Annotated in this window: 22 protein-coding genes; 14 read left to right on the forward strand and 8 right to left on the reverse strand. The window is 70.2% G+C overall.

Annotation, left to right across the window (positions count from 1 at the left end):
• Positions 1-9: 9 nt before the first annotated feature.
• Genes argJ through mutT form a run of 4 tightly spaced genes read left to right on the forward strand, consistent with a single transcriptional unit; the run spans position 10 to position 3,086 of the window.
• Positions 10-1,260 (forward strand): bifunctional glutamate N-acetyltransferase/amino-acid acetyltransferase ArgJ, encoded by a 1,251-nt coding sequence (gene argJ, locus M9917_RS03770; RefSeq protein WP_297250975.1) that lies wholly within the window; start codon positions 10-12, stop codon positions 1,258-1,260.
• Complete coding sequence (locus M9917_RS03775) at positions 1,241-2,170, forward strand: DMT family transporter (protein WP_297250977.1); 930 nt, start codon at positions 1,241-1,243, stop codon at positions 2,168-2,170. The genes argJ and M9917_RS03775 overlap by 20 nt, the downstream gene beginning before the upstream one ends.
• A gap of 17 nt (positions 2,171-2,187) precedes the next feature.
• Positions 2,188-2,673, forward strand: a complete 486-nt coding sequence (locus M9917_RS03780) for a carboxypeptidase regulatory-like domain-containing protein (RefSeq protein WP_297250979.1) — start codon at positions 2,188-2,190, stop codon at positions 2,671-2,673.
• Positions 2,670-3,086 carry an 8-oxo-dGTP diphosphatase MutT gene (mutT, locus tag M9917_RS03785; protein ID WP_297254685.1) on the forward strand — a complete coding sequence of 139 codons (417 nt, stop codon included), beginning with the start codon at positions 2,670-2,672 and terminating at the stop codon, positions 3,084-3,086. The genes M9917_RS03780 and mutT overlap by 4 nt, the downstream gene beginning before the upstream one ends.
• Here the strand turns inward: mutT and M9917_RS03790 are convergent.
• The 5 genes from M9917_RS03790 to M9917_RS03810 all read right to left on the reverse strand — a co-directional run bounded on the left by M9917_RS03790 (position 3,052) and on the right by M9917_RS03810 (position 10,374).
• Positions 3,052-4,251, reverse strand: coding sequence for a winged helix-turn-helix domain-containing protein (locus tag M9917_RS03790; RefSeq protein ID WP_297250981.1), 1,200 nt, complete (start codon positions 4,249-4,251; stop codon positions 3,052-3,054). The two genes, mutT and M9917_RS03790, sit on opposite strands and share 35 nt — an antisense overlap.
• 90 nt (positions 4,252-4,341) lie before the next feature.
• Complete coding sequence (locus tag M9917_RS03795) at positions 4,342-5,832, reverse strand: hypothetical protein (RefSeq protein ID WP_297250984.1); 1,491 nt, start codon at positions 5,830-5,832, stop codon at positions 4,342-4,344.
• Positions 5,833-5,991: 159 nt separating this feature from the next.
• Positions 5,992-6,501 carry a CAP domain-containing protein gene (locus M9917_RS03800; protein WP_297250986.1) on the reverse strand — a complete coding sequence of 170 codons (510 nt, stop codon included), beginning with the start codon at positions 6,499-6,501 and terminating at the stop codon, positions 5,992-5,994.
• A gap of 4 nt (positions 6,502-6,505) precedes the next feature.
• Positions 6,506-9,100, reverse strand: coding sequence for a DUF3772 domain-containing protein (locus M9917_RS03805; protein WP_297250988.1), 2,595 nt, complete (start codon positions 9,098-9,100; stop codon positions 6,506-6,508).
• 188 nt (positions 9,101-9,288) lie between these two features.
• The gene (locus tag M9917_RS03810) at positions 9,289-10,374 is read right to left on the reverse strand and encodes an ROK family protein (protein ID WP_297250990.1); all 1,086 of its coding nucleotides are present in this window, start codon (positions 10,372-10,374) and stop codon (positions 9,289-9,291) included.
• A gap of 215 nt (positions 10,375-10,589) precedes the next feature.
• Here M9917_RS03810 and M9917_RS03815 point away from each other — a divergent pair, with 215 nt between their 5' ends.
• Positions 10,590-11,045, forward strand: coding sequence for a DUF2938 domain-containing protein (locus M9917_RS03815; RefSeq protein ID WP_465246363.1), 456 nt, complete (start codon positions 10,590-10,592; stop codon positions 11,043-11,045).
• 9 nt (positions 11,046-11,054) lie between these two features.
• On the opposite strand, the gene M9917_RS03820 is transcribed toward M9917_RS03815, so the two are convergent.
• On the reverse strand, positions 11,055-11,813 hold the full coding sequence (locus tag M9917_RS03820) for a GNAT family N-acetyltransferase (protein WP_297250993.1): 759 nt from the start codon (positions 11,811-11,813) through the stop codon (positions 11,055-11,057).
• Between the two features lie 4 nt (positions 11,814-11,817).
• Positions 11,818-12,582: a hydroxyacylglutathione hydrolase gene (gene gloB / locus M9917_RS03825; RefSeq protein ID WP_297250995.1), complete on the reverse strand. Its 765-nt coding sequence runs from the start codon at positions 12,580-12,582 to the stop codon at positions 11,818-11,820.
• 120 nt (positions 12,583-12,702) lie between these two features.
• On the opposite strand from gloB, the gene M9917_RS03830 reads away from it, so the two are divergent.
• The 3 genes from M9917_RS03830 (at position 12,703) to M9917_RS03840 (ending at position 16,116) form a co-directional block, all read left to right on the forward strand.
• Positions 12,703-13,470, forward strand: a complete 768-nt coding sequence (locus M9917_RS03830) for a class I SAM-dependent methyltransferase (protein WP_297250997.1) — start codon at positions 12,703-12,705, stop codon at positions 13,468-13,470.
• A 105-nt stretch (positions 13,471-13,575) separates the two neighbouring features.
• Positions 13,576-14,529: an acetyl-CoA carboxylase carboxyltransferase subunit alpha gene (locus tag M9917_RS03835; protein ID WP_297254687.1), complete on the forward strand. Its 954-nt coding sequence runs from the start codon at positions 13,576-13,578 to the stop codon at positions 14,527-14,529.
• A 186-nt stretch (positions 14,530-14,715) separates the two neighbouring features.
• Positions 14,716-16,116 (forward strand): L,D-transpeptidase family protein, encoded by a 1,401-nt coding sequence (locus tag M9917_RS03840; protein WP_297250999.1) that lies wholly within the window; start codon positions 14,716-14,718, stop codon positions 16,114-16,116.
• A gap of 86 nt (positions 16,117-16,202) precedes the next feature.
• Here M9917_RS03840 and M9917_RS03845 read toward each other — a convergent pair whose 3' ends face one another.
• Complete coding sequence (locus M9917_RS03845) at positions 16,203-17,453, reverse strand: aminopeptidase (protein ID WP_297251001.1); 1,251 nt, start codon at positions 17,451-17,453, stop codon at positions 16,203-16,205.
• A 197-nt stretch (positions 17,454-17,650) separates the two neighbouring features.
• Here M9917_RS03845 and M9917_RS03850 point away from each other — a divergent pair, with 197 nt between their 5' ends.
• The 6 genes from M9917_RS03850 to M9917_RS03875 are packed head-to-tail and all read left to right on the forward strand — an operon-like array spanning position 17,651 to position 23,659.
• A complete protein-coding gene (locus M9917_RS03850; RefSeq protein WP_297251004.1) occupies positions 17,651-19,153 on the forward strand; it encodes a xylulokinase in 1,503 nt (500 codons plus the stop codon).
• Between the two features lie 38 nt (positions 19,154-19,191).
• A complete protein-coding gene (locus tag M9917_RS03855; RefSeq protein ID WP_297251006.1) occupies positions 19,192-19,986 on the forward strand; it encodes an SDR family NAD(P)-dependent oxidoreductase in 795 nt (264 codons plus the stop codon).
• 1 nt (position 19,987) lies between these two features.
• Complete coding sequence (locus tag M9917_RS03860; protein WP_297251008.1) at positions 19,988-20,944, forward strand: ABC transporter permease; 957 nt, start codon at positions 19,988-19,990, stop codon at positions 20,942-20,944.
• A gap of 57 nt (positions 20,945-21,001) precedes the next feature.
• The gene (locus tag M9917_RS03865; protein ID WP_297251009.1) at positions 21,002-21,928 is read left to right on the forward strand and encodes a sugar ABC transporter substrate-binding protein; all 927 of its coding nucleotides are present in this window, start codon (positions 21,002-21,004) and stop codon (positions 21,926-21,928) included.
• Between the two features lie 31 nt (positions 21,929-21,959).
• Complete coding sequence (locus M9917_RS03870) at positions 21,960-22,718, forward strand: ATP-binding cassette domain-containing protein (protein ID WP_297251011.1); 759 nt, start codon at positions 21,960-21,962, stop codon at positions 22,716-22,718.
• Entirely contained in the window at positions 22,715-23,659 is a 945-nt protein-coding gene (locus M9917_RS03875) for a nucleoside hydrolase (RefSeq protein ID WP_297251013.1), read from the forward strand. The genes M9917_RS03870 and M9917_RS03875 overlap by 4 nt, the downstream gene beginning before the upstream one ends.
• The last annotated feature ends 7 nt before the right edge of the window (positions 23,660-23,666 follow it).

Genomic DNA, 23,666 nt, shown 5'->3' on the forward strand with positions numbered 1-23,666 from the left:
GAAGTCCCGATGGCCGGCAAGGATGTTCCCGTTTCCCCGCTCGCGCCCAAGCGCCAGCCCAGGATTCCAGCCGTGCCGGGCGTGCGCTTCGCCACCGCCGAGGCCGGCATCCGCTACAAGGGCCGCCAGGACGTCTGGTTCGCGCTGCTCGACGAGGGCACTGAGGCCGCCGGCGTCTTCACCCGCTCGAAATGCCCCTCCGCCCCGGTCGACTGGTGCCGCGAGAACCTGAAGCAGGGCTCGGCGCGGGCGATCGTCGTCAATTCCGGCAACGCCAACGCCTTTACCGGCATGAAGGGCCGCGAGGCGGTCGCGCTCACCGCCGAGATCGCCGCCAGGGCCGCCGCCTGCAAGCCGCAGGAGGTCTTCATCGCCTCGACCGGGGTGATCGGCGAGCCGCTCGACGCGACCAAGTTCAAAGGCGTGCTCGACGATTGCGCCTGGCGCGCCAAGGACGGCCCCTGGATCGACGCCGCCCGGGCGATCATGACCACCGACACCTTCCCGAAGGCGCTGACCCGCAAGGCGAAGATCGACGGCAAGGAGGTCGTCATCGCCGGCATCGCCAAGGGCGCCGGCATGATCGCGCCCGACATGGCGACGATGCTCTCCTTCGTCTTCACCGATGCTCCCGTGGCCGCGCCCGTCCTGCAGGCGCTGCTGTCGAAGGGCGTCAAGGGCTCGTTCAACGCGATGACGGTCGACAGCGACACCTCGACCTCGGACACGCTGATGCTGTTCGCCACGGGCAAGGCGCGCGCGCGGGGCGTTCCCGAGATCACCGAGGTCAATGACGCAAGGCTCTCCGGCTTCAAGCGGGCGCTGAATGCGATCCTGCTCGAGCTTGCCCATCTCGTCTGCAAGGACGGCGAGGGCGCGCGCAAATTCGTCGAGGTGCGCGTCACCGGCGCGGTCTCCGCCCGCTCGGCCAGGCGCGTCGCCTTCTCGATCGCCAATTCGCCGCTGGTCAAGACCGCCATCGCCGGCGAGGACGCCAATTGGGGCCGCGTCGTCATGGCCGTCGGCAAGGCCGGGGAGCCCGCCGACCGCGACCGGCTCGACATCGGCTTCGGCGACATCCTCGTGGCGCAGCAGGGCGCGCGCGCCGCGAGCTACGACGAGGAGGCGGTCTCCGCATACATGAAGGGCGACACCATCGTCATCACCGCCGATCTCGGGCTGGGGCGCGGCAAGGCCACGGTCTGGACCTGCGACCTGACCAAGGCCTATGTCGAGATCAATGGCGACTATCGCTCCTGACGGACAGCTGCCGGCCGGGCCGAGCAGCGGCTTCATCGCCGTCAACCTCATCGTCTGCTCCGTGCTCTGGGGCTCGAGCTATCTGTTCATCAAGCTGATGACGGGCGAGGTGCCGGCGCTGGCGATCGCGGCGAGCCGCGGCCTCCTGGGCGGCGCGACACTCGCGCTATGGAGCCTGGCGCGCGGGCACAGCCCCCTGCCGCGCCGGGGCGAGATCCTGCCCTGGATCGTGCTCGGCACCACCAATGGCTGGCTGCCGAACGTGCTGGTGAGCTACGCGCTGATCGAGCTTTCCAGCGGCCCGGCGGCGATGATCCAGGCGGCGAGCCCGCTGATCACGGCGCTCGCCGCTCATCTCGCCTTCGCCGAGGAGCGGCTGACGGGGCGCCGCCTCGGCGGCATCCTGCTCGGCTTCGCCGGCGTCGCCCTGCTGATCGGCCCGCGCCTGTTCGAGGGCGGCGGCACCGCGTTCAGCCTCGTCGCCATGTTCGGCTCGGCGCTGAGCTACGCCGCCGCCAACCTCTATGTCCGCACCCTGCCCGCCGCGGCCGGGAACCCCGCCCGGCTGGCGCTGGGCCAGCAGATGTTCTCCGGCGCCATCGCCACGACGCTGGCGCTGGCCGTGCTCGGCCCCGTAGCCTTCCGGCCGTTCGGCGGGCATCTGCCGGCCATGCTGGCGCTCGGCGTCTTCGCCACCGCGATCCCGGTCGTCGCCTTCATGCGCCTGATCCGGGCCGCCGGGCCGACGCGGGCGGCGATGACCGGCTATCTCGTGCCGACGGTGGCGGTCGTCCTCGGCGTCATCGTCCTGCACGAGAGACTCGCGTTGCACCAGCTTCTCGGCGGCTGCATCATCCTTACCGGCGTCTTCATGGTGACGATGGCGCCGCGCAGAACGGGGGCGGCATGAGGATCGGGATCGCTGTCTTGGCCGGTATCCTGTTGGCCGGCTGCGTCGAGCGCAAGCCTGCGAGCGTCGCCTTCTCGGCCGAGGAGGCCGCCTTCGTCAAGAAGACCGGGAGCGGAACCATCACCGGCCACGCCTTCCGCACCAAGCCGAGCGGCGCGGTCGTCAACGCGGCGGGCCAGGTCGTGCGCCTCGTCCCCACCACAACCTTCGCGCGCGAGCGCTTCGCCAATCTCTACGGCCAGCGGAAATACGTGCCCCACGGCGCCTATCCCCGCGACGATGCCATCGATCCCGCCTATGCCGAATACACCCGCACCACCAAGGCCGAGGCCAATGGCCGCTTCAGCTTCGACAAGGTCGCGCCCGGCAGCTATTTCCTCACCACCCAGGTGATCTGGGGCGACGAGGCCGCCTTCACCCGCGAGGGCGGCTCGGTCTATGACCTCGTCACGCTGACGGGCCGGGAAACCGAGCCCGTCCACGTCATCCTCTCCGGCAACTGAGTGATCCCGTGAAACTCGTCCTCGTCGTCGCCTGCGCCCTGATCGATGCCGACAACCGCATCCTCGTCAGCCAGCGCCCGGAAGGCAAGGCGCTGGCGGGCTTATGGGAATTTCCCGGCGGCAAGCTCGAGGCCGGCGAGCGGCCGGAGCCTGCCCTGATCCGCGAGCTCGCGGAAGAGCTCGGCATCACGGTGAAGGAGCCCTGCCTCGCCCCCCTCACCTTCGCGAGCCATGCTTATCCCGATTTCCACCTGCTGATGCCGCTCTATGTCTGCCGGCGCTGGGAGGGGACGCCCGCCTCGCGCGAGGGGCAGGCGCTGAAATGGATCCGCCCCGGCAAGCTGCGCGAGCTTTCGATGCCGCCCGCCGACGAGCCGCTCATCCCGGCGCTGATCGATCTCCTGGGGGCATAACCTCGGCAATGTCCTCGTCGCGGCCGAGCTGGAAGCGCTCGAAGCGCTGCAGCTCCTCCTCGATCGCGACCTTGAGCGCCGGGCTCTCGCAGCCCTCGCGCCAAGTCCATTGCTGGATCAGCAGCCGGCCCGCCGCCCGGTCGGCCTTGAGGTCGATGACCGCGACGACGCGCTCGCCCGCCATGACCGGCAGGCCGAAATAGCCATAGACGCGCTTCTCCTTCGGCAGATAGGCCTCGAAGACATGGGCGTAATCGAGGAAGAGCTTCGCCCGCCTGCGCTGGATCATCAGCGGATCGAAGGGCGAGAGGATGTGGATCAGCGTCCCGTCCGGCTCGGGCAGCGGCATGAGCGCGTCCGGATGCGCCCAGTGCGGCATCTTGCCGGCGCCCTCCACGGCGACGGGAACGAGCTCCTTGCGCCTGACGCGGGCGGCGATCAGCCCGGCCAGCTCGCGCTTGCGCGGCGCGTCGAGATGGCAGGCAGAATCGAGGCTGACGAGGCCTTGCGCCCTCAGCGCCCGGTCGAGCGTATAGGCGCTGACCTGCCGCTCGCTCGCGGGCGTCGGCTTCTTCTCCCACTGGAAATGGCGGTCGAACAGCTCATAGGTCTTGACCATGCCGGAGCGCGCCGCGATCGCGAGCTCCCCATCGTAGAAGGCGCGCTCCAGCAGGCCCTTGGACGGCTTCCGGCTGGCCCAGAGATGCGCCTTCTCGACCGGCTCCTCCGCGATGTCGCGGATCGTCAGCGCGCCGTCCCGGCGGATGCGGGTGAGGAGCTTGCGCGTCTCCTCGCGCGAGCCGACCGCCGACCAGCGCTTCGGCTCCTCGCGATGCGCCCTCATCGCCGGCAGGAAACAGCGGATGTCGCGGGTCGGGACATAGGCCAGCGCATGCGTCCAGTATTCGAAGACGCTCTTCCCGACCGATTGCAGATAGGCGAGATCGGCCCGGCGATAGGCCGGGATGCGGGCGTAGAGGATGTGGTGGTGGCAGCGCTCGATCACGTTGATCGTGTCGATCTGGACATAGCCGAGATGCTCGACCGCGGCACGCGCGGCTTCAGGCCCGGCGCCGAAGGGCTCGCGCCGGTCGAGCCGCTGGGCGCGGAGCCAGAGGCGGCGGGCCTGTGCGACGGAGAGGGGAAGCGGCTGGCGCGGCGGCATGACGCGCAGGCTAGCCGCCCGGACGCCATCGGTTAAGAGCCCGGACGCATCGCCGCTGACAGGGGCTGGCGGGAGCGTGCCCCGGCGCTTTCAGAATTCGCCGCTCAGGCCGAAGCGGGCGCCGCCGAAGCTGTTGCCGGTCAGGCTGACGCCGGCATTGATCGCGATGGGGATCGCCACGTCGAGCCGGTGCGCCACGGCGAAGCCCGCCGCCCATTCACCCTTGTAGACCGCGGTGTTGCCGGCCCAGCTCGTCTTGCCGGGGCGCGAGGGCAGCGGCGCGCCCGTCATCGCCATCGCGGCGGCGATACCCTGGCGGGCCTCGCGCCGGCTGTCGCGCGCGAAGGCTGCGACACCGTCGATGCGCTGGTCGAGGGCGCCGAGATCGACGGGGATCGCCGCGAGATTGCCGGCCGCATCGGTCGTCACGACCTGGGTCGGGCCGCTCTGCGCCGCGCGGCTTCCCGCCGAGGCGATGCCGGGCAGCGTATAGGTGCTGGCCGCCGTGCCGATCGCCACCTGCCGGGGACGGGTGGCGACGGCGCCGGCACCGATCGCGACGCTCTCGTCGCCGCTGGCCCGCGCCTGGGTGCCGATGGCGGCCGAGCGCCGGCCCTCGGCCCGGGCGCCATAGCCGGCGGCGAGCGCATCGTCGCCGCTGGCGGAGGCGGGCGCATGGCCGCCGGTGTTGTCGCCGGCGATGACGCCGTTCTGCTGGTCGAGCGCGGCGAGCGCATCGCCGACATTGGTGTAGACGCTGCCGCGCAGGGTGTAACTCGGCCCGGTAAAGCTGCCATTCGCATCGAAACCGGCGCCGCCGCCCAGGGCCGAGGCCGTGTTGTCGGCGACCGAGCGGAGCTGGCGCAGATTGACCGCATCGGTATCCTGGGTGCCGCCGGCGACATTGGTGATCTGGCGCTCGTTTCCGGCCGAGCCGACCGACAGCGCCCCTTGCGTCGAGGCGACGGCGACCCCGCTGAAGGCTTCCGCCGCCCCGGAAAGCCCGCCGCGCTGGGCGAGCGATCCGGCCCCCAGCGCGATGCCGCCCGCGGCCGAGGCCACGCTGTCGCGCCCGATCGCGACCCCGTCGGCCGCCGTGACCGCGCCACGCAGGCCGATCGCGACCGCGCCCGTCGCAGTGGCGGAGGTCGTGGCGCCGTTGCCGAAGGCAATGGCGTTCGCATCCCCCGCGCTCGCCTTCGCATTCGCCGTGCCGCCGAGCCCGGTGACCTCGCCGCCGCCGATGGCGATGCCGCCCGGCGCATCGACCGTGAGGCCGTCCACCTTGACATTGCAGTCGCCCGGCAGGCTGACGAGATTGCCGTTCTGGTCGCGCAGGGTCAGGCCGATGTTCTGGCCGCTCAGCGCATTGCGCAGGTTGACGTTCACATCCCCGACGATGCCGTTCAGCACCGGATCGAGCAGGCCTGCCAGGAGCCCCGACGCCACGCCCACCACCGGCTGGAGCACGGGAAGATCGACGCTGAGCCCGGTGCAGACATCGATCGAGGCGGATTGGGCCTTGGCCGCTCCGGGCAGAACGACGGCGACCAGGGCAAACAGAAGCGGACCGCGTGACATCGGCACCCCCAGAACGTCCCACAACGGGAAACACTGAACAGGGCGCAAGGATAAGTTGCATATGGTTGAGCAACCGTAAATGCGCAATCTGAAGTTGCATAAAGAACTTTGACCATGCCACCGTCCGTCATTCCGTGGCTTCGCAGAGATCGGGAGGCTCTAAGGCGCGACGATCAGCGCCCAGTAGACCTGATATTTCGAGCCGGGGGCATAGGCCGTGGCGATGCCCATGCGCCGGGCCTTCGCATCCTTCATGACGCGGTCGTGCTGGGGTGAATCCCGCCAGCCGGAAAAGGCTTCGGCGAGGCGCCGGTAGCCGGCCGAGAGATTGACCTCCGCTCCGGGCTGGCCCTCCCGGGCGAGCCGCGCCTTGACCGCGTCCGCCTGGGCCGGCTTGTCCGAGCCTGCCATGGCGGCTGCTTCACGCTCAGCCGCCGCGACGAGCACGGGATCGAGCACGAGCGGGCCCAAGCCCGCATTGAGGCGATAGGCCGAGATCATCGCGCGCGCCTCACCGGCGTCGACTTTGGCGGAGGCCGAGGCGAGATCGCGGTAGAAGGCGGGCTGGCGCTCGCGCTGCGGCTCGGCGCAGCCGGCGATGCCGAGAAGAGCGAGCGCGCCGGCAAGCGCCGCCGGGCAGGTCATGGCGCGGCGCGGGAGGTTGGGCATCCGATCATTCCTTGCTGTCGTCCCCGGCTGGTTCGGGCGCCGGAGCGGGCTTCGCCTCCCCGGCGTCCTCGGTTTCCCCGGCCTCGACCGGCCGGCGCCGGCGGCGCGCCGGGGCGGGCGCGGCCGGCTTCGCGCGGCTGCGGGCACGCTCTTCCCGTCCGACCGCCGCGGCGATGCCGTCGAGCGACTGCTCGACGCCTTCCAGCCCGCGCACCATCAGCTCCGGGACGGCGGCCGCCGGCTCCATCTCGGCCAGGCGCTTGTGGATCGCGAAGTTCAGATCGCTGGTGACGCGCCCGACGATCTCGACATCGCCGACCACGCAGACCAGCTCGAAATCCATCGTTGCGGTGCCGATCTTCCTGAACAGCACGGCCGGCGGCGGCTTCTGCGCGACGTCGCCATGGCCGGCGGCCGTCTCCGCCAGCATGCTGCGCACCTGCCCGGCCTCCAGCGTGCGCGGCACCGACAGCGCGATCAGGACACGGGCGGTCCGGTCGTTGCGGACGCGGTTGCGCACGACGCCCGAGATCAGGTTCGAGTTCGGCACGATGACCGTCGCCCGGTCGAAGGTCGCGATCTCGGTGGACCGTACGTTGATGCGCTTGACGATGCCCTCGGTGTCGCCGACCACGACCTGGTCGCCGACGCGGATCGGCCGCTCCCAGAGCAGGATCAGCCCCGAGACGAAGTTCGACACCACCGATTGCAGGCCGAAACCGATACCGACCGAAAGCGCCGAGGCGACCAGCGTCAGGCGCTCCAGGCTCAGGCCCACCGCGGTGACCGCGACGGCCACAGCCGCGATATAGCCGACATAGCCGGCCGCCGTGGTGATCGAGTTGCGCAGGCCCGGGTCGAGAGCGGTCGTGGGCAGGAACTGGTTCTCGAGCCAGCGCTGCATCGCCCGCGTCGCGGCGATGCCGAGCGCGAAGGCGATCGCGCCGAAGACGATCGTCGAGAGCGAGATCGTGACGCCGCCGACCCGGAAGCCGAAGAAGGCGGCCCTGAGCGAGACCAGGAAATCACTCGATTCCAGCCCCCAGGGCGCGAAGACGAGCAGGATCGTCACCACGATCAGCAAAAGCTTGAGAAGGCCGACGCTGATGACCGAGATCTTGTCGAGGGTCGCCGCGCGCAGGCCCATGCCGGCCTTCAACGACAGCGCGAAGCGGCCCTTGCCGCCGACAAGCCGCGGGATGCCGAGGTCGATGAACTGGTGGGCCAGCAGGAACAGGCAGGCGACGATGCCGATCCACAGCGTCTGCTCGGCCAGGAAGGCGGCGAAGACGACATAGCCGCCGAGCGCGGCGGCGATGATGGCAAAGCCGATGATCCAGCCGAGGATGCGCACCGGCCCCAGGCTCGCGCCGTCGAGCGGGACATAGGGGCCGAGGCAGGCCTCCTGCTCGACCTCGTCGTCGTCGCGGATCCGGTAGAGCCCGGCGATGAGCGCGAGCGCGAACAAGATGGCGAAGAGCGCCTTGACGATGATCGAGATGGCGAGCCCCGCGGCGATGGCCTGGAGCCACGCCTCGAAGACCTTGCCGACGGCCGTCACCGCCGCCAGCGACCCGGCGATCCAGACCACGCTGCGCGCCGTCGTATCCATCACCTTGACGAGGCGCCGCTGCGGGCTCGACGGGGCAAACAGCGCATCCGCCAGCGCCTGCACGAAGGCGAAGAAGGCCAGCCCCGCGACGAGCGCCCAGATCACCGGCTGGATGCGCGGCGGCAGGAGCCCCGTCACGCTCAGCGCCTTGTAGATCAGCCAGCTCGCCAGCACCGGCGGCGCGGCGCCGGCGACGATATGGGCGAGTGCGATGTAGAGGCAGTGCAGGTTGCCGCTGTCCTGCATGTTGGCGTAGCGCGCCTTGAAGCGCGGCAGATAGCGCGCCCGCGCCAGATAGAGCAGGATCGCGCCCATCAGCGCGAGCGCGACGACGGTGCCGCGCGTCCCCGAAAAGGCGTCGCTCACGGTCTCCAGCCAGCCGCCGAAGATGTAGCGGGAGGCGCGCAGATCCTCCGGCGCCGAGGCGACGGCACTGCCCCAGATCTCGGGATTGATCACCGAGGGGCCGGCGGCGAACAACGCCCTGGCGAAGATCTCGCGGCGCTTGTCGCCGATGCCGCTCTGCAACTGCTCCGCCTGGAGGAGTGCGGCGCTGGCGATCTTCAGCGTCTCGTCGGCATCGGCATAGGCCTTGGTGCGCGCCTCGCGGTCGCGGGCGATCTCGCCGCTTTCGGGCGGCGCGCCGGCCTCGGGCTTCGGGCCGAGCTGGGCGAGCCTGAGCTTGGCCTGGTCGACCCGCGGCGTCTGCTCCTCGATGATGTCGCGAAGCTGGTCGAGCGCGGGCTGCAGACGCTGCCGCTGCCGCAGCAGCACGTCGTCGCCCGGATCGGGCAGGGCCAGCGTCGTCTCGATCTGCGTCAGCTCGGTGCGCAGGCCGTCCAGCCGGGCCCGCAGGCCGGCGGGATCCGCCGTGGCCTGGGCGAGCGCCGGGCCGGCCGCCGCCAACGCCACCAGGGCGAGGACGAGGCAGGCCGCCAGCCAACGCTTGAGCTCACGGAACGACGCTGGCGTCCTGCGTATCGCCATGCTGGTGCGGCCCTGCCCGGACTGATTCGGCTTCGCCTCGAGCCTCGGCACAGCCCGGCGCACAAGGCAAGACAAAGAGCGGACGAGGGCGGCCGGCACGGAGGAGCTCCCGGGCTTACGGAGGAAACGGGCGGGCCGCCTCATCCCTGCAAAACACGACCTGAAGATGGCGGGGCTACCGCTTTCGCTCAGCCGCGCTGCTTGCCGGAAGGCTTGCCGCTGTTGCGATAGCTCGCATTGCCGAGGCCGGTGCCGATCGTCAGCACCGCCCAGTTCTCGACATCCTGCATCGCCGGCATCTCGCTCAGGCCCTGGATCACGGCATCGTTGTGCATCACGACCCCGGTCTCGTGCCCGCCGATCTCAGGCACGAGCGCGCGGACGCTGTCGACGAGGTTGAAGCGGCTGCTTTCCCAGTTGCCCGGCAGGTTCTGCGCGCCGCGGTCGATCGCGCCGTCGGGCTCGATCAGGCCGGGGCAGCCGAGGCCGATGAAGGGGGCGACGCGCAACCCCGCCTTTTCGGCGTCGCGGATCTGTTCGCGCAGCATCTTCCCGAGCTTTTCGATCGCCTCGTCGCGGGAGGGCTCCGCCTCGGCATGGTGCCAGAGCTCGGATTTCCAGACCCGGGCCTTGCTCAGGTCGGGCGCCTTCCTCTGCCGGAGCTCGACGATGCCGGCGCGGATGTTCGAACCGCCGATATCGACGGCGGCGAGGCTGTCGAAAGCCTCGAAGATCCATTTCGGCGCGAGATGGGCGCTGCCGACGAGCCCGGCCTCGTCGGGATGATGGCCGACCGGCACGAGATCGAGATCGCGCCCCTCGGTGCGCAGGATGATGGCGACGCGCGCGATGGAAAGCTCGCCGACGCGGCTCTCGCGGAAACCGCCGCCGACGACGATGCGCTCGACCGAAGCCCAGCTCTTCAGCCGCGCGAAGCGGCGGATGACGAAGGCGAGCGACTGGGCGAAGCCCTCGATGGCGCCGAGCACCAGCGCGGCCTCGGCGGCATCGCCCTTCATCAGCAGCGCGTCGAGCTCCTTCTTGCCGATCTCGGCGGTCTTGCCCTTCAGCGGATCGTCGCCGCTGCGATCGAGATGACGGCGCAGCGCGTCGAGATGCTCGACAAAGGCGGCGCGGCTCGCCTTGTCGCCGACGAAGCCGTCATCGTCGCGGATTTCGAGATTGTAGCTCGTCACCGTGACGGAAGGCAGCTCGGCCGAGCCATGCGGCCCGGTTGCGGCCTTGCGTGACGTCCCGGCGGTCGCCGTTGCCATGATTCACCCCCTCGTCGGCATGCGCATCGCGGGGGCAACCCGCCGAGGCCCGTCGCGGTTCCGCGAGGCCAGGCGATGCGCCGCGTGCAGTGCGCCCCTTACGCCGCCGCCTCGCCGGCGCGGTTGACCGCGCCCCGATCACCGGTCCAACAGGGAGGAGGCCGCATCGCGGCGGGCTGGGGAGGACATCGAGCGTGTCGGAGCTGATTTGGCGGATGATCGTCATCGGGGCGGGCGCGACCGCGCTCACCGATCTGTGGGCGCAAGCCTTGCGCCTGTTCGGCCTGCCGAAACCGAACTGGGCGATGCCGGGGCGCTGGTTCGCCCATCTGCCGCGCGGCCGCATCCGGCACGACGACATCGCCAAATCCGAGCCTGTCGCCGGCGAACTCGCGATCGGCTGGATCTGCCACTATCTCGTCGGCATCGCCTTCGCGGGCATCGTGCTCGTGATCGCGGGCGCCGGCTGGGCCCGCAACCCGACCTTCCTGCCGGCGCTGATCGTCGGCTGGGCGACGATCGGCTGCGGCTGGTTCATCCTGCAGCCCGGCATGGGGCTGGGCATCGCCGCCTCGAAGCGGCCGAATGCCGGCCGGACCCGCCTGCTCAACATCGTCAGCCACACCATCTTCGCCATCGGGCTCTACGGCACGGCGCTGCTGATCCGCTAGCAAAGGCCGTCAGTCGAGGACGCGCGTCTCGTATTCATAGAGCGAGCGGAAGCCGAGGCCGGCATAGAGCGCGAGCGCGACGGCGTTGCCGGTCTCGACCTGGAGATAGGCGTCGCGACAGCCCATCGCCCCGGCCCAGCCCATCAGCCCCGCGACGATGCTGCGGCCATGGCCGTGGCCGCGATGATCGGGATGGACGCAGATCAGGCCGATCTCGGCCATGCCGCGCTCGGCCACGCTCAGGCCGAAGGCGACCGGTTCACCCTCGACGAGCCAGCTCGCGAAAGCCGCCGGCAGCCTGATCTTCTCGACGATGGCCGCCAGATTGCCGGCATGCGTCTTGGCCCCGCTTTGGAGGGCGGCGACGCCGGCGCACCATTCAGGGCTCGGCCGCGCATCGATCTGCCATTCGGGCGTCTCGCAAACCGCGAAGCCCGAGACCGGCGCGATCTGGCCGAAGGACCGGTCCTTCACCCGGTAGCCGCGCGCCAGCACCGCCGCGCGTGTCGCCTGCGCGACCAGCGGCGTCAGGCGGATGCAGGGCGCAAGTCCGTCGGCGCGGTAGAGTTCCTCGATCAGGTCGAGCATCTCGGCGTCGAGCTCGGCGCCAGGGTTGAGCGGCGTCGCCGAATTGGCCCGGCCGGAATAGCCGTTGGCGAAGCGCAGCACCCAGTCGCCGACGACGAGCGTCGAGAGCGCCGGCCAGGCATTGACGATCCGCCGCTCGCAACCGAGCACGAGGGCGTCGTCGCCGGTCTTCGTCGGCATCGTGTCAGAACCGGTTCTTGGCTTCGCGCAGCGCCGCGAAGACCGCGCCCGGCGCCGCGCCGGCAAGCCCGACGGCGGCGGCGAGCGCCGGTTCGCCCGCCCGGAAGAACGGGTTCGTCGCCTTTTCCTCGGCCACCGTGGTCAGCGCCCAGAAGCGGCCCTCGGCCTTGGCCGTCTCGGCCTCGGCGAAGCGCGCCGCGACGGCTTCGTTCGCCGGATCGACCGAACGGGCGAAGCGGGCGTTCGCCAGGGTGTAGTCATGGCCGCCGAGCAGGCGGGTGTCGTCCGGCAGCGCCATGACGCGCGTGAGCGAGGTCCACATCCGCTCCATCTGCCCCGGCTGGACCCGCCCGCAGCCCATCACGAAGACGACGTCGCCGACCAGGGCGAGCCTGGCGCCCAGCCCGACGAAGCTCAGATGCCCGTCGGAATGGCCGGGCGTGTGCCAGATCTCGAAGCGCTCGCCACCGAAGGAGACGGCGTCGCCCTCGGCGATGACCCGGTCGAGCGGCGCGCTCGGCCCCGCATCGGCCGGGCCGACGACGGTCGCGCCCGTCGCCTGCTTCACCTCGGCGACGCCTTGAGTGTGGTCGTGATGGGCATGGGTGACGAAGATGTCGCTGATCGTCCAGCCCTTCGCCTTAGCCGCGGCGATGACCGCGCCGGCCTCGGGCACGTCGATGGCGGCGCAGGCGCCGCTGGCAGGATCGTGCAGCAGCGCGCCGGCATTGTCGGCGAGCGTGCGGAAGACGTGAAGGTCGAGCGGCATGGCATCCTCCGGCGAGCGATCTTTAAGCCTCTTGCATGGGCCAAGCCCGGCCTGCGATCAACCCGGCATCGACTGAAGCGGCCCTTGCGCTTATGCGCCGCGCGTTCCATGTCAGGCGCCATGCCTCTCGACGTCGTCGACCTGCGCAGCTTCTATGCGAGCCCGCTCGGCCATGTGGCCCGGCGCTTCATCGGCCGGACGATGCTGCGCTTCTGGCCCGATTGCGCCCGCCAGCGCCTCCTGGGCCTGGGCTTCGCGACGCCCTACCTCTCCGTGCTCGGCATCGAGGCCGAGCGGGTGATCGCCTTCATGCCGGCGGCGCAGGGCGTGGTGAACTGGCCTTCGCCCGGCCTCTCCGCCTCCGCCCTGGTCGAGCCGACGCTGATGCCGCTGCCGACCGCCTCGATCGACCGGATCGTGCTGGTCCATGCGCTGGAGGAGACCGAAAGCCCCGACGACCTGCTGGAGGAGGTCTCGCGCGTGCTCAACCCCGGCGGGCGGATGATCCTCGTCGTGCCCAACCGGCGCGGCCTGTGGGCGCGGATGGACGGCACGCCCTTCGGCCAGGGCCGCCCCTTCAGCCGCCGGCAGCTTGCCGCCCTGCTGCGCGGCGCCGAATTCTCGCCCGAGCGCTGGATCGAGGCGCTCTACGTCCCGCCGCTGCAAAGGCGGCTGACGATCCGCTCGGCCCCGGCCTGGGAGCGGATCGGCAGCGGGCTCTCGCTGCCTTTCGCCGGCGTCCACGTCATCGACGCGACAAAGCAGGTCTACCGGCGCGCAGCCTTGCGCGCGACGCGGCGCAGCTTCGCGCTGAGACCCATCCTGCTGCCACAGCCGGCGCCGACGCCGCGTGCGGCAAACCCGCCTGTGAGGCCGGGACCGGGTTGACAATTCCGCCGGGGCGCGGCCAAGGTCCGCCGCTTTTCAAGCCCCGGTTTTGCTGGAAATCGCGTGCGGCGCCCGCTCCCGGCGGGCAATCTGAACTGGATCACGATGCGCAGCTATCTGGATTTCGAGAAACCGGTCGCCGAGCTGGAGGCGAAGGCCGACGAGTTGCGTGCCCTCGAGGCGCGCGGCGACGGTGTCTCCCTGTCGGAGGAGATCGGCAAGCTCGATGCCCGCGCGAGCCAGGCGCTGAAGGAGCTCTACGCCGTGCTGACGCCCTGGCAGAAGACGCTGGTGGCGCGCCATCCGCAGCGGCCGCATTTCAAGGATTACTGCGCCGGTCTGATCGAGGAGTTCACGCCGCTGGCGGGAGATCGCGCCTTCGGCGAGGACGAGGCCATCGTCGGCGGCTTCGGCCGCTTCCGCGGCGAGCCGGTCTGCGTCATCGGCCAGGAGAAGGGCGATTCGACCGAGACCCGCATCCGGCACAATTTTGGGATGCCCAAGCCCGAGGGCTATCGCAAGGCCGTGCGCCTGACCGAGCTCGCCGACCGCTTCGGCCTGCCGGTCTTGAGCTTCGTCGACACCGCCGGCGCCTATCCCGGCATCGAGGCGGAGGAGCGCGGCCAGGCCGAGGCCATCGCCCGCTCGACCGAGGCCTGGCTCGGCCTGCGCTCACCGAGCGTGGCGCTGGTCATCGGCGAGGGCGGCTCGGGCGGGGCGATCGCGATCGCCGCCGCCAGCCGCGTCCTGATGCTGGAGCACGCGATCTATTCGGTGATCTCGCCGGAAGGCGCGGCCTCGATCCTGTGGCGCGACACCGCCCGCGCGCAGGACGCCGCCACCGGCATGAAGATCACGGCGCAGGACCTGCTCAAATTCGGCGTCATCGACCGGATCGTGCAGGAGCCGAACGGCGGCGCCCATCGCGACGGCCAGGCCGCGATCGCCCGCGCAGGCGAGGCCATCGCGGCAGCGCTCGGCGAGCTGTCAGGGCTCGGCGGCGAGGAGATCGTGGCCCAGCGTGCGGAGAAGTTCCTGGCGATCGGGCGAAATCTGTGAGCCTCGAGCTCGCAGGTGCGGCATGAGCGGATGTTTACGGGTGGTTGACCATGTGGCCAGCATCGGGGCGGCTATGGTAAGGAACCTTCAAGGCTAACGCTTCTAAAACGAGTCGACGGGCACAATTTGGCCGTCTTGCGAAGTCACAGGTCGCGCCCCGGCCTGCCGTTCGATGGGATTGACGACGTGGCACTGAAGCAACTCGCGCTCGTGGCTTTTGTTGCATTGACGCTGGCCGCCTGCGAGGAGGACCGTTATCGCAGCGCCTCCCGCCACTATATCCCGATTCCGGGCGCGACCTATGCGCTGATGTCCGAGAAGGGCATGAGCAAGGACCAGCCGATCCTGATCCGCTCCTACAAGAAGGAATCGGAGCTCGAGATCTGGAAGCGCCGGGGCGACGGGCGCTATGCGCTCCTGAAGACCTTCCCGATGTGCCGCTGGTCCGGCCAGCTCGGCCCGAAGATCCGCGAGGGCGATCGCATGGCGCCGGAAGGCTTCTACGCCATCGCGCCCCAGCAGATGAACCCGAACTCCGCCTATTACGTCTCGTTCAACATGGGCTATCCCAACGCCTATGACCGTGCGCACGGTCGCACCGGCGCGCATCTGATGGTGCACGGCGCCTGCTCCTCGGCCGGCTGCTATTCGATGACCGACGACCAGATCGGCGAGATCTACGCCCTGGTGCGCGAGGCCCAGAACGGCGGCCAGCGCGCCGTGCAGATGCAGGCCTTCCCCTTCCGGATGACGGCGCAGAACCTGGCCAAGCACCGGCTCGACCCCAACATCGCCTTCTGGAAGAACCTCAAGGAAGGCTCGGACTATTTCGAGGTGACGAAGGAGGAGCCGCCCGTCTCCGTCGCCGGCGGCCGCTATCTCTTCAACGGCGGCACGGCCCCGGCCGCCGTCGCCGAGAAGCGCCACCAAGACGAGGTCCAGGTCGCCCAGCTCGTCGCCAAGGGCACGCCGGCGATCCGGCTGGTCTATGACGACGGCGACCAGCACGCCTCCTTCAAGCAGGCGCTCGCCACGAGCGGCGGCGACGCGCTGAACCGCTCGGCCTCCTGGGGGTCGCGGAATGTCGGCATCAGCCGCGAGGACGCGCTCGCTTCCGGCCCGCGCGTCGTCGTGCTCGACGACAGGGGCAAGGCCAAGGCGACGATCCGCGCCGCCTCCGCCGAGGACGACGCCATCATCGCCGCCGTCGCGGCCGCCCCGCCGGTCGAGGAGCTCGAGGCCAAGCCCACCGCCAACCCTGCGGCACCGCGCCCGGCCGCCGCTCCCGCCGCCACGGAGCTCGCCAAGGCCGCGCCACAGGCGCCGGTGCTGGCGAGCACCGCCTCAACCCCGGTCGCTCCGGCCGAGGACAAGCCGTTCCTCCAGCGCGCGCTGAGCTTCATGCCGGTCTTCGGCGGCAGCGCCGACCAGGGCGTGGCGACCGCCGCGGCCCCGGTGGTCTCGGTCGTTCCCGCTTCGCCGCTGAGCACCAGCGCGCCGCTGCCGCCGCGCCGGGCCCGCGGCCTCCAGACCTCGCGGCTCGACCAGTCGACGGCCGCCTATGCGAGCCAGCCGACGCAGCGTTGAGCTGTGATGAAATTGTTACATCACCGCAGATAATTCGGATTGCTTTTTGCAGATGCGAAGGCCTCCGTTTCGGGGGCCTTCGCTTTTCAGGCCCACTCGCCCTTGCGGAACACCGGCACGCGGCGCCCGTCCTGATGGACGCCGTCGATATCGACCTCGCCCGAGCCGATCATCCAGTCGATATGGATCAGGCTCTTGTTGCCGCCCTGCGCCGCGATTTGCTCGGGCGCGAGGCTCGCGCCGTCGACGAAGCATTTCGAATAGCACTGGCCCAGCGCGACGTGGCAGGAGGCGTTCTCGTCGAAGAGCGTGTTGTAGAACAGGATGCCGCTCTTCGAGATCGGCGAGGAATGCGGCACCAGCGCCACCTCGCCGAGGCGCCGCGCGCCCTCGTCGGTGTCGAGCACCTTGGCGAGCACCGCCTCGCCGCGCGTGGCGCGGGCCTCGACGATCCGCCCGCCTTCGAAGCGTACCTGGATCCCGTCGATCAGCGAGCCCTGGTAGGAGAGCGGCTTGGTGCTCGCCACATGCCCCTCGACCCGGCGAGCATGGGGGGTGGTGAAGACCTCCTCGGTCGGGATGTTGGGGTTGCAGACGATGCCGTTCCTGGCCGGCGAGGCGCCGCCCTGCCAGTCATGGCCGTCAGCCAGCCCGATCGTGAGGTCGGTGCCCGGCCCGATGAAATGCAGGGCGGCGAAGCGCTGGCCGTTCAGCCAGTCGCGCCGCGCCCGCAAGGCGCCGTTATGAGCCGCCCAGGCGGCGACGGGATCGGCCTCGTCGATGCGCGAGGCTGCGAAGATCGCCTCCGCCAGCTTGCCGACCGCGGCCTCCTCGGCCTCGTCCGGGAAGACCTGGCGCGCCCAGGCCGCGCTCGGATAGGCCAGGATGTTCCAGTTGATGTCGAAGCCGGCGATCTTCTCCAGCGCCGGCTGATAGGCCAGCGCATTGGCCTTGCTGGCGCGGCCGACCTTGCCTGCGTCCTCGCCCGCGAGCAGCATCGGATTGTCGCCGACCACGGCGAGCCGCGCGGTGTTGGCGGAAAAAGCCTTGGCGACACCCTCGTAGAGCCAGCCCGGCGCCCTGTCGAAGCTCAGATCCGGCGCATGGCGATAGCGCGCCAGCGTGACCTCCTCGTCGGAGAGCATCGGCGTGACGAGGCCGGCGCCCGCCTCGTAGGCATGCCGGGCGATGAGCCGCACCAGCGGCAGCGCGGAAACCGGCGCCGTCAGGAACAGATCCTGCCCCGGCTGGAGGTTCAAGCCGACGCGGATCGCGACCTTAGCCAGCTTGTCGAGCCTTGCGGAGTCGATGGCGGGGGGATGCTGATGGACGGTCATGACGCTTGCCCTGTCGGATTCGGGATTTGCGCCATGCTCAACCAAATCGCGTCCGGGTCAACCGCCGCGACGCGGCCGAGCCCGCCTGCTTGACTTCATCGCGATTTGGAGTGTGTTGCCGCAGATGAACCGCCGCCGGGCCGAAGCCGCGGCGGCCTGTCCGGAATGGCGAGCCCGCTGCAATCCATGGGATCCCGATGAGCGTCGTCCTCGCCTGCGATCTCGGCGGCAGCAGCTTTCGCGCCGCGCTGATCGACGACCGCGGCATCACGCAAGCCGAGCACGCCGTCCCCGGCCCGATCCTCAGCGACCATCTCGACCGTTCGGAGGTGCGTGCGGAGGCCTGGTGGGCGCAGCTCGGCGAAGCGGCCGGCAGGCTCGCCGCGGACGCGCCGGCGCTGTTTACGCGCATCGCGGGCATCGCGATCTGCGGCGTCACCCGCACGCAAATCTTCCTCGGCCGGGACGGGCGGGAGCTGCGCCCGGCCATGACCTGGAAGGACGCGCGCGCGGAAGCCATCGCCGTCCGCCTGCGCGAGAGGCTGGCGGGCCATCCGGAAGCGCATCGCATCAACGCCTTCCACCCGCTGGCGCGCCTCGCCTGGCTCGCCGAGGCCGAGCCGGAGAACGCCCGCGCGCTCGTCTGCGTGCTCGAGCCCAAGGATTACCTGAACCTGCGCCTGACCGGCCGGCAGGCGAGCGACGCGGTCTCGCTGGCGCGCCTCGTCGCCTGCGCCGGGAGCATCGAGGGCGCCATCGGCCTGTCGCCGAACGTGATCCCGACCATCCTCGAACCCTGCGATGCCGTCGCTCCCGTCCAGGGCGGCCTCACCGCGCCGTTCGACCGGCTTTCCGGCATCCCGGTCTTCTGCGGCTGCAACGATACCTGGGCGGCGGTCGTCGGGCTCGGCGCCCTGCGTCCGGGCTATGCCTACAACATCTCCGGCACTACCGAAGTGCTCGGCGTGCTCGGCCCCGAGCAGGCCGAGGCGGAAGGGCTCGTCACAGTCGACTGGCGCGGCCTCTGGCATCTCGGCGGGCCGAGCCAGAACGGCGCCGACACGGCCGCCTGGCTCACAGGCCTCATCGGCGGCCGGGACCCGGTCGGCGAGAGCCTCGAACGCCTGCTCGCCGGGACGCGCCATCCGCAGCCGCTGATCTTCCTGCCCTATCTCCAGGGCGAGCGCGTGCCCTATTGGAACCCGAGCCTGCGCGGCGCCTTCATCGGACTTGGCCGCCAGCACGGCCCGACCGACCTCGCCTATGCCGTGCTCGAAGGCGTCGCCTGCCTGAACCGCCTCGTGCTGGAACGGGCGGAAGGCGCGCTCGGCACCCGCGTCGACGAGATCCGCTTCGGCGGCGGCGCCGCGGCCAGCCCGGTCTGGGCGCAGGTCAAGGCCGATCTCTGCGGCCGCCCGATCGTCGTCGGCGCGGCCAAGGAACCCGGCCTGCTCGGCGCGGCGATCATCGCCTGGACGGGCCTGCGCCGCTTCGCCTCGCTCACCGCCGCGCAGGATGCGCTCGTCGGCATCGCCCGGCGCCACGAGCCCGACCCGGCGCGCCGCCCGGCCTATAACGCCCTCTACGCCCTCTATCGCCAGAGCGAAGCGGCGCTCGCCCCGATCTCGGCCGCGCTCGTCGCGCTGGCGCGGGAGACCGCTCACCTGCCCGGCCTCGCCAACGCGGCGCGCGCGCCGTAAAAGCCAGATGCCATGACCGACAGACCACGGATTCGACGATGAACGGCCGCAAGCAGGAAGCCCCCGTCACGCTGCTCACCGGAGCCTCGGGCGGCATCGTCGGCGCGCTCGCCGTGATCCTGGCGCGGGCCGGGCATCGCCTCGTCCTGTCGGGCCTCGACCAGCCCGGGCTCGAGGCCGTGGCCAATGATGCCATGGCGGCCGGCGCGGAGACGGCGATGCTCGCCGGCGATCTCAGCGACCGCGACGTGGCGCAGGCGCTCATCGATCTCGCCGTCTCGCGCTTCGGCCGGCTCGACCATCTGGTCACCGGCGCCGGCGCCTCGCGCCCCGTCCCGATGGTCGAGATGGAGGACGAGGAATGGGACAGGCTCGTCGACCTCAACCTCTCGGCCGTGTTCCGCGTCTCCAAGGCCGCCGCCCGCCGGATGATCGCCCAGGGCGAGGGCGGCGCCATCGTCCACATCTCCTCGATCGCCCATGCCAATGGCGGCGCCAATCTCGCCTATGGCTCGGCCAAGGGCGGCGTCGCGACGCTGACCTACGGCATGGCCCAGCAGCTCGGGCCGCACGGCATCCGCGTCAATGCGGTGGCGCCCGGCATCATCGACACGCCGATGGTCCGGAACGGCTTCGCGCAGCAGTTCAACGCGCTGGTCGAAGGCGCGGCGGTGCGCACGCCGCTCGGGAGGCTCGGCCGGCCCGAGGACGTCGCCAACGTGATCGCCTTCCTCATCTCCGACGGCTCAGCCTTCGTCACCGGCGCGCTTCTGCCGATCACCGGCGGCATCGAGATCCTCTCGCCGATCTCCACCATCGCCAGGGGAGCCTGATTTGGGCCGCATCGACCCGCGCGAGCTGATCGGGCGCTACGGCACGGCGATCGCCGGGCTTGCGCTGATCCTGTTCTTCCTGATCTTCGCGCAAAACTTCGCCAGCGCGACCAACATCGTCAACGTACTGAAGGATACGAGCTTCCTCGCCATCCTGGCGCTGGGCTTCGCGCTCGCCTTCACCGTCGCCGAGCTCGACCTCTCGGTGGCGGAGATGGCGAGCCTCGCCGCCGTCGTCTGCGGCTGGCTGGTGCATGCGCAATATCCACCCGCCGTCGCGGTCATGGCCGCGCTCGGCGTCGGCGTCGGGCTCGGCCTCCTGAACGGCTATGGCGTCACCGTGCTGCGCATCCCCTCGCTGATCATGACGCTGGGCACGGCGGCGATCGCCAAGGGCCTCGCCTTCATGATCACGCAAGGGGTCGCCTTCGTCGGGCGCTGGCCGGTCGGCTTCACCGGGCTCGCCCGCGGCTATAGCTTCGGCATCCCCAATCTCGTGCTCTGGATGACGGGCGCGACCCTCTTCGCCTGGGGCCTCGTCAAATGGACGAAGACCGGCGCCCACATGGTCGCGACCGGCGAGGCCGACGAGGCGGCGCGGCTCGCCGGCATCGCCACCGCCCGGATGAAGCGCATCGGCCTGCTGCTCGCCGGCGTCTTCGCCAGCCTCATGGCCGTGCTGCTCGCCGCCAACCTGTCCTCGGCCGCGCCGAACATGGCGGGCGACTACCTGCTCTATGCGATCGCCGCCGTGCTGCTCGGCATGACCATGTTCGAGCCCGGCAAGCCCAACGTCCCCGGCACCGTCTTTGCGGCGCTGGTGCTCAAGGTGCTCGGCAACGGGCTGGTCCTGCTCGGCGCACCCTATTACGTTCAGGACATCGTGCTCGGCGCGATCATCATCGGCTCGGTCGCCTTCTCGGCCAGCGCGATGAAGAAGGCGGCGTTCAAGGTCTAGATTCTCAAGACGACAAACCGGATGAGGGGAACGGATTTCATGTTGGATTTCAGAAAAATGCTGGTGGCCGCCGCCGCGCTCGTCGCGCTCGGCCAGCCGGCGGGGGCCTTCGAGGTCGGCATCATCGGCTTCCAGTTCACCTCGGAGACGCATGCGCGCGTCGCCAATGCGGCGGCCGCCGCTGCCAAGGCCAGGGGCTGGAACGTCACGCTGCTGAACTCGGAAGGCGCGCTGCCCAAGCACGCCGAGCAGTTCGACGCGCTGATCGCCAAGAAGGTCGACGCCATCATCATCGCCATGGGCAAGCCGGTCGAGGCCGACGCCCAGTTCAAGGCGGCCAAGGACGCCAAGATCCCGGTCGTCACCGTGCAGTCGGGGGCAAGCCCGCACGCGCTGTTCGACATCCAGTCGAACGAGTACAAGATCGGCGCCGACGCCGCGCTCTATCTGCTCGGCCAGCTCGGCTTCCAGGGCAACATCCTGACCGCCCGCTTCGACCTCAACGTCGCCTCGCGCATCCGCGGCAAGATCCTCGACGTGGTGCTCTCCGAGAACCAGGCGGTGAAGGAGATCGGCAAGTTCTCGATGGCCCGCACCCAGAGCTGGCGCGACGACGTGCGCGCCGGCATGCAGGCGCTGCTCCTGCAGAATCAGGGCAAGGTCAACGGCATCTGGGTCTCCTTCGACGGCCAGGCCTACATCATCGACGACCTGCTGCAGGCGCAAGGCGTCAAGAAGGGGCAGATCCCGATGGTCTCGGTCGATGGCGGCCAGGAGAGCTACGAGCGCATCGCCGATCCGAACTCGACCTTCATGGCCACCGTCTCGATCCCCTTCGAGGAGATGGGCAAGCAGGCGGTCGACGCGATCCAGGCGATCGCCGTCGACAAGAAGCCGAAGGAGAGCGTCACCCCGGGCCCCTATCTCTTCGTGGACGCCGTGCTGGTCGACAAGAACAACGTCCAGCAGTTCCTGAAGAAGTGACGGCATCGGGCGACAGGCGAGCGATCCGGCGATGACCACCCCCCTCCTCTCGCTACGCGGCATCGGCAAGGCCTACGGCCCGGTCGTCGCCGTGCGCGAGGTCGATCTCGACATCTTCGCGGGCGAGGTGGTGGCGCTGTGCGGCGACAACGGCGCCGGCAAGTCGAGCCTGATCAAGGTGATCTCCGGCGCCGAGGAGGCGACCAGCGGCACGATCAGCCTGCGCGGCAAGCCGGTCACCTTCGCCTCGCCGCACGACGCGCTGGAGAACGGCGTCGCGACGATCTACCAGGATCTCGCGCTGGCGCCGCGCCTCTCGATCGCCCAGAACGTCTTCATGGGCTCGGAGCTGACGAAGCCGGTGCTGCTGCCCTTCCTGCGCATCCTCGACAAGAAGAGGATGATCGCGGAATCGCAGCGCTATCTCGCGCAGCTCTCCGCCGCCGTCACCGACATGACGCGGCCGGTCGAGCGGCTCTCCGGCGGCCAGCGCCAGGCGGTCGCGATCTCGCGGGCGCTGCGCTGGAACGCCGAGATCATCATCATGGACGAGCCGACCGCCGCGCTCGGCGTCAAGGAAAGCGCGCTCGTCCTCGACCTGATCCGCAAGCTCAAGGCAGACGGGCGCACCGTCATCCTGATCAGCCACAACATGCGCGACGTCGTGGCGCTGGCCGATCGCGTCGTGATCATGGGCGCGGGACGCAAATATGTCGACCGGCCGCTCGGCGACCTCTCAGCCGACGACATCGCCCATCTGATCATGGCCGGTAACGCCAGGGCGGCATGAAAGACGGCCTGATGCGCGAGACCATCGTCATCGACACCGACCCCGGCCAGGACGACGCGGTCGCCCTGCTCCTCGCCTTCGCCAGCCGCGAGCGGCTCGACCTCAAGGCGATCACCACGGTCGCCGGCAATGTCCCGGTGGCGCAAACCACCGCTAACGCGCTGCGCATCCGCGATCTCGCCGGGCGCGACGACATCCCCGTCCATCGCGGCACGGACGGACCGCTGGTCCTGCCGCTCGAAACCGCCGAATTCGTCTGCGGCCCGGACGGGCTTGCCGGTGCCGGGCTGCCCCCGCCCCAAAGCGAGGCGGAAACCGGCCATGCCGTGCAGGCGATCGTCGATCTCTGCCGCGCCGCGCCCGCCGACGGGATCACGCTGTGCCCGCTCGGCCCGCTGACCAACCTCGGGCTCGCCTTCCGGCTCGCGCCCGAGATCCTGCCGAAGGTCAGGCGCATCGTGCTGATGGGCGGGGCGATCGGGCTCGGCAACATCACGCCGGCGGCCGAGTTCAACGCCTATGTCGATCCGCATGCGGCGGCGGTGGTCCTGGGCTCAGGCCGGCCGATCGTGATGATCGGTCTCGGCGTCACGCTCCAGGCCATCGCCAGCCACGCGCAGGTCGAGCGCATCGGCGGGCTCGGCAACGGTGCCGGCCGGGCCGTGCACGGCATGCTGACCCGCCCGCGCCCCGGCGGGCTCGGCTCCGACGGCCATCCGATGCACGACCCCTGCGTCATCGCCTTCCTGCTCTGGCCGGAGCTGTTTACGGGCCGCGACTGCTTCGTTGCGGTCGAGACCGGCGACGGGCCCCTGCGCGGGCGCACCACCATCGACTGGAACGGCCGCCTGAAGCGCGCGCCCAACGCCCATGTCGTTTCCGCCGTGAAGGCCCATGAGCTGTTCGAGCGGATGATCGAACGCCTCGCCACGCTGCCCTGAGAGACTA

It is taken from the genome of Bosea sp. (in: a-proteobacteria), from assembly GCF_023953965.1.
GTDB lineage: Bacteria > Pseudomonadota > Alphaproteobacteria > Rhizobiales > Beijerinckiaceae > Allobosea.

Excerpts from the sequence above, each read along its gene's own strand:
- M9917_RS03790 (WP_297250981.1), bottom strand. The coding sequence starts at position 4,251 with ATGCCGCCGCGCCAGCCGCTTCCCCTCTCCGTCGCACAGGCCCGCCGC.
- M9917_RS03865 (WP_297251009.1), top strand. The coding sequence starts at position 21,002 with ATGCTGGTGGCCGCCGCCGCGCTCGTCGCGCTCGGCCAGCCGGCGGGG.
- M9917_RS03795 (WP_297250984.1), bottom strand. The coding sequence starts at position 5,832 with ATGTCACGCGGTCCGCTTCTGTTTGCCCTGGTCGCCGTCGTTCTGCCC.
- M9917_RS03830 (WP_297250997.1), top strand. The coding sequence starts at position 12,703 with ATGCCTCTCGACGTCGTCGACCTGCGCAGCTTCTATGCGAGCCCGCTC.
- M9917_RS03870 (WP_297251011.1), top strand. The coding sequence starts at position 21,960 with ATGACCACCCCCCTCCTCTCGCTACGCGGCATCGGCAAGGCCTACGGC.
- M9917_RS03810 (WP_297250990.1), bottom strand. The coding sequence starts at position 10,374 with ATGGCAACGGCGACCGCCGGGACGTCACGCAAGGCCGCAACCGGGCCG.
- M9917_RS03800 (WP_297250986.1), bottom strand. The coding sequence starts at position 6,501 with ATGCCCAACCTCCCGCGCCGCGCCATGACCTGCCCGGCGGCGCTTGCC.
- M9917_RS03805 (WP_297250988.1), bottom strand. The coding sequence starts at position 9,100 with ATGGCGATACGCAGGACGCCAGCGTCGTTCCGTGAGCTCAAGCGTTGG.
- M9917_RS03835 (WP_297254687.1), top strand. The coding sequence starts at position 13,576 with ATGCGCAGCTATCTGGATTTCGAGAAACCGGTCGCCGAGCTGGAGGCG.
- M9917_RS03820 (WP_297250993.1), bottom strand. The coding sequence starts at position 11,813 with ATGCCGACGAAGACCGGCGACGACGCCCTCGTGCTCGGTTGCGAGCGG.
- M9917_RS03845 (WP_297251001.1), bottom strand. The coding sequence starts at position 17,453 with ATGACCGTCCATCAGCATCCCCCCGCCATCGACTCCGCAAGGCTCGAC.
- M9917_RS03815 (WP_465246363.1), top strand. The coding sequence starts at position 10,590 with ATGATCGTCATCGGGGCGGGCGCGACCGCGCTCACCGATCTGTGGGCG.
- gloB (WP_297250995.1), bottom strand. The coding sequence starts at position 12,582 with ATGCCGCTCGACCTTCACGTCTTCCGCACGCTCGCCGACAATGCCGGC.
- argJ (WP_297250975.1), top strand. The coding sequence starts at position 10 with ATGGCCGGCAAGGATGTTCCCGTTTCCCCGCTCGCGCCCAAGCGCCAG.
- M9917_RS03775 (WP_297250977.1), top strand. The coding sequence starts at position 1,241 with ATGGCGACTATCGCTCCTGACGGACAGCTGCCGGCCGGGCCGAGCAGC.
- M9917_RS03850 (WP_297251004.1), top strand. The coding sequence starts at position 17,651 with ATGAGCGTCGTCCTCGCCTGCGATCTCGGCGGCAGCAGCTTTCGCGCC.
- M9917_RS03855 (WP_297251006.1), top strand. The coding sequence starts at position 19,192 with ATGAACGGCCGCAAGCAGGAAGCCCCCGTCACGCTGCTCACCGGAGCC.
- M9917_RS03875 (WP_297251013.1), top strand. The coding sequence starts at position 22,715 with ATGAAAGACGGCCTGATGCGCGAGACCATCGTCATCGACACCGACCCC.